A 4,655-nucleotide genomic window follows, 5' to 3' on the forward strand; every position below is an offset into this window, starting at 1 on the left:
TTTATCTCAATCGTGAGGTTCAGGTAGCGCACTGACCTGCGCTTTTCCGCTATAGACATGTCCATTACGCGAAGCAGTGTGAGTCGTAAGGACGGCACGGGTTCAGCTGTTCATCCGTGGAGCGCCCACCGAGCCGCGCCTCGTCGACCGGGGCGACGATCGTCCCCGGACCTGGCGCGTCCTGCCGCTGCGGGACGACCACTGCGGCGTTGAGCGCATCCACCGTGTGTGTCCGGAGAGGTCGGCGTGGTCGGCGTGGTCGGCTCGCTGCCTGGAGATGGCTCGGGGCTGACCGAGCCCGCCTGGCACTGCTCACCGTTGCATGGGCGGTACGCTGATCCGCATGGCCGGTCCCGACCTCTCTCGCCGCGTCGAGCGAGCCGAGGAAGACGTCACCGCGATCTCGGACACCGTGCTCGAGATCAAGGAGACCGTGGATCGACACACCGAGACCTTGGAAGCACACGGCCGCGAGCTCACTGCGATCAGGGAGACCCAGTCGCAGCACGGCGAGGTGCTCGCCGAGATTCTGCGCCGCCTCGACGCTCGCTGACCAGATCTCCCTACAGCCGGGCCCGGTATGTCCAATCCCGGGGCGACATCAACGAGCACGCAAGCGGCAGCCCGTCCCGTACGTGACCTTTGCGACCTTGGAGCAGGGTGTCGCGTGTTCGTAGCAACCGTCAGCCGGTCGGCCGAGTTCGACGTCGACGTCGAACTCGATCGCGCAGGAGAAGGTGCTGCTCTCGCCTCGAGCGGGCCACGACTAGCCTTGCCCGGTCTGCTCCGGTTCCGCGCCTATCTCGATCGTGGCCGTCGCCTAATGCGCCCAGGACCTGCGTACTTTCGCTCGGGCTTGCTTGTGACGCGGCGCGCTCGGGCAGGATGCGTGGGACCACATCAAGTCGGTGACGTAGCCGGCGGGGCTTCTTCGACCGGCTACCCGCGGCGGCGGGGTCATTCCCAGCCGAGCGTGGTCGAGCTTTGTTCAGCTCGCGGTGGCCTTCCTGGCCGAGTGGAGTCCGTGTCCCGCTCCATGCGAACCTCCGCCAACTGAGCGGCTCTGCCGAGGACGTCGGTCTTCCACCGTTGACCCTGAGCCACCCCGGCGCTGAATCTGCAAGCGTGTGAGAGTTTGCTGAGAGACACGGGGCGTGCAGTGACGGCCTGTCCGTAGCCATACCGCGGTTGACCTGGTGTTATAGGTAAGCGTTACATCGTTCAGCCTACGCCATACTCTGCTCTGACGTAACGGTAGTGTTCATCCGCGGCGCGGCCTTGATCACGGGCCGCGTTCGGAGGGGGAGTTCGTGAGCACACTGGCAGGCGACTTCGACTCGCGGCGTAACGCGTTCGATGTCCTGCGCTTGATCTTCGCCGTGACCGTGGCGGTGATCCACGGCATGGATATTCACACCGGCAGTCAGCCCTTCTGGGGAAGCACCTCGGTAGGTGATCTTGCGCTGGACGGCTTCTTCATCCTCAGCGGCTTCCTGGTGACTCGCAGCTACCTGCGGCTCGATTCCCCGCTGCGGTACGCCTGGCACCGGTTCCTGAGGATCATGCCGGGCTTCTGGATCTGCCTGCTCGTGGTCGCGTTCGTCGCGGCTCCGACCGCGGCCGTGCTGCAGGGCATGCCGGCGGCAACGGCGTTCACCGAGGCCTCGTCGGCACTGCGGTTCGTGCTGGTCAACTCGGGACTGCTGATGCTGCAGTACGAGATCGGCGGCATCCTCGACCCGGGCGTGGCCGACGGCAGTTTCAACGGTGCGCTGTGGACCCTGTTCTTCGAGGCAGCGTGTTACGCGCTGGTACTCGGGCTGGGGGTTCTCGGCCTGCTCCGGCACCACCGGTGGACCGTCCTGGCCGTGGCCGGTGTCTTCGCGGTGGTGACGGTGCTGCAGGAGGCCGGCGTCGAGACGATGGTCAACGACCGCGTGCTGCGTCTCGGTTTCGTATTCGTACTGGGCATGGTGGCCTACCGATTCAGTGATCAGATCCCGACCCGGGGCGCTCTCGTGCTCGTGGCGGTCGCGGTGTTCGGCGTCAGCCTGTTCCTGTTCCAGGACTACCGCGTCCTCGGCGCGGCGCCGTTGACCTATGTCTTCTTCTGGCTGGGGACCCGGCGTCGGCTGTCCTGGTCGATGCGCCACGACGTGTCCTACGGGATGTACATCTACCACTGGCCGGTACAGCAGGTTCTGAACCTGACAGCGCTCTCCGCGGTTCCGACGGCGTTGTTCGTCGGAACCGGACTCCTCACGACGCTGCCGCTCGCGGTGGCGTCCTGGTTCCTGATCGAACGTCGGGCGATGCGGTGGAAGAACGTGACACCACGGCTCGGGCGACGGCCGGCACACGGACACGACGACGCCGCCGCCGACGGTCCGTCCGACGCCGCAACGGAGGTGATGTCGGTACCGCAGCCCGGCCAAGGACCTGGCCCGGTCGCCGCTACCGATCGATCGCCGGCCGAGGTCACCGACAGTCTCCCTACGGAGCGGCTGCACGTGTCCGGCAGCCCGGACGACACCGTGCCCATCCGGATCGCAGACGGCGGGGCCCGTGTCCCGCCACCGAGCGGGCAGCGATCGGCACGAGCTGGGAACGGTGAGCTGATCGACGCCGCCAGTGAGCTGGATGTGAGTAGTCGTCGCGACGGCGCAGCGACGCCGCCCCGCCTCAGGGCACGGTGACAGGCAGATTCCTCCTCGGCGGTCTGCGCCAGGGCGCCGGCTCCCGGATCGGCTGCACTGCCAGCAGTACGGCGACGCTGGCACAGGCGCACCGTGACGACGCTGCTGATCGCGAACGCGGTGGAAAGCTGGCGCCGAGCCCGCAGGGCCGTCGAACGGGCCGGCACGGTGTCCGCGCGATGCTGCGGGTGAGCACGAGCGGCCAGGGGCGATGCCCGCACCTTCACCCTCAGCCCCCGCCGCAACCCTGCCCACGCGACGCGAGTGGGCGGAGCACCGACGCCATGCCCCGACTCACGTCCGACCTCCAGCCGCTCCCACGTGCGCCCAGCCTGAACCACACCTGCCACTCCATAACCTCGAGCTCATGGTCAACCACCGCCGAAGTCCGGCCGGGGATGTAGGTCAGACAGGAAGCCACTGCCCACCGCAGCTCTCGATCTCGGGTAGTACGCGGCGGAGCTCGTCGAGCAGGTCCGGCACGAACAGCAGAACCGTGTCCGGGCGGCGACGTGTCAACTCCTCCGGCGTGACCACGGGGATGTCGGTGCCTGGCATCCGGCAGTTCTGTTTCGCGGGCGAGGCGTCGGCGACGACCGGGAGCAGGTCGGCGTCGATGCCGGCGAGCACGAGCAACGGCACGGCCCGCGACGCCGCCCCGTAGCCGAGGACGATCTCGCCGCGGGCGCGAGCCTGGCGCAGCGTGTCGACCAGTGCCTCGGCCCCGGAGTGCACGTCCTCCTGCAGGGCGTGCACCCGCGCGGGGTCGCGGACACCGATGAGTCGCTCGTAGCGACACAGCTTCTCCACGCTGCCGTGGTGGTCCGCACCGGCGCGTGAGGCGACCAGGGTGACCGTCCCGCCGTAGAGGGAGAAGTCGCGCGCGGCCACGGCCGAGAGCCCCACCCGGGCCAGCATCTCGACCATGGCGGGCGTCGAGTAGTAGGCGAGGTGGCCGAGCCGGACCGCGTTCCACTGGCGCAGTCGCAGGATCGCGGCCAGGGAGTGGAACTGCACCACCAGCCGCCCACCCGGTCGCAACCGTGCCGCACGCGCGCGCAGCGCGGCCTGCTGGTCGGCGGCGTGCATCATGCCGAAACAGCCGTCGACGACCAGATCGGCGGCCTCACCAGTGCCAGCGATTCGGCCGACGAGCCCGGCCTCACGTAGCTGCGGCAGCCAACTTCCCCCGTGAGGGCTGTCGTACTCGGCGACGATGCCCCCGGTCGGGATCAGGTTTGGTCCGGCGAGCCAGCCGGCCGATTCACGCCGCTGCGTGCGCAGCGCCTCGGGTTCGAGACCGGCGACCTCTTCCGGGACGTCGTCATGGTCGGTCAGCTGTGCGAGTCCACACGCCTGGCACAGCCACAACCGCACAGGGAAGGTCGGGTCCGGGCCGGGGTCGGTCCGGGCGGGGAAGAGTTCGCACGACGGCTGCTGGCCGAGATCGACGACGACATCACCCTGCTCCGCCCCGCAGAAGCAGCATCTGATTACCTCAGCCGTCACCCGCCGAACTCTACCGTCCGGTGAGAGTCGCCCGAGATAACCGAGTGAAGGTCGTCAGTGGGGCCAGCATCGACGACGGCGGGCACCGGCGCGTTCCGCCCCGCCGGGTGAACAGGGCGTGGCGTGCGGAGATCAAGCCGCGCCTCGGCGCTGGTCGTGGCCTCCGGTCTCGACTCGGTCGGGCGTCGACCTGCCTCCGGGCTACCAGACTGGTTCGGCGTATCAACTGATGCGGCATCCGGCGAGTCTCGCGTGGACCGTACCCAGAACTGTGGATCTCTCCCGGTCCGGCGCGGGCACGGGGGGTTGCGGACCGGATGCTGTGCCCGTGCCCCGCAACCGCTCCGTCGCCCCACGACCGCTCGCCACGACGCGTGGCGGTCTCGCGACGACCGCACTGGTGCTCGGCGCGCTGGGCGCCGTGTGCGTCGCGGCCGCGATCGGCCTCTC

General features: G+C 68.7%; 3 protein-coding genes. 2 read left to right on the top strand and 1 reads right to left on the bottom strand.

The window, feature by feature from the left end; translation table 11 throughout:
- Nucleotides 1-343 precede the first annotated feature (343 nt).
- Both BM093_RS34090 and BM093_RS34095 read left to right on the top strand, forming a co-directional pair.
- Nucleotides 344-553, top strand: coding sequence for a hypothetical protein (locus tag BM093_RS34090; RefSeq protein WP_143105701.1), 210 nt, complete (start codon nucleotides 344-346; stop codon nucleotides 551-553).
- 757 nt (nucleotides 554-1,310) lie between these two features.
- Nucleotides 1,311-2,696, top strand: coding sequence for an acyltransferase family protein (locus tag BM093_RS34095; protein WP_085916397.1), 1,386 nt, complete (start codon nucleotides 1,311-1,313; stop codon nucleotides 2,694-2,696).
- A gap of 405 nt (nucleotides 2,697-3,101) precedes the next feature.
- Here the strand turns inward: BM093_RS34095 and BM093_RS34105 are convergent, their stop codons facing one another.
- Nucleotides 3,102-4,205, bottom strand: coding sequence for a methyltransferase C-terminal domain-containing protein (locus BM093_RS34105; protein ID WP_085916396.1), 1,104 nt, complete (start codon nucleotides 4,203-4,205; stop codon nucleotides 3,102-3,104).
- Nucleotides 4,206-4,655 lie beyond the last annotated feature (450 nt).

Source organism: Pseudonocardia ammonioxydans (assembly GCF_900115005.1).
GTDB classification, from domain to species: domain Bacteria; phylum Actinomycetota; class Actinomycetes; order Mycobacteriales; family Pseudonocardiaceae; genus Pseudonocardia; species Pseudonocardia ammonioxydans.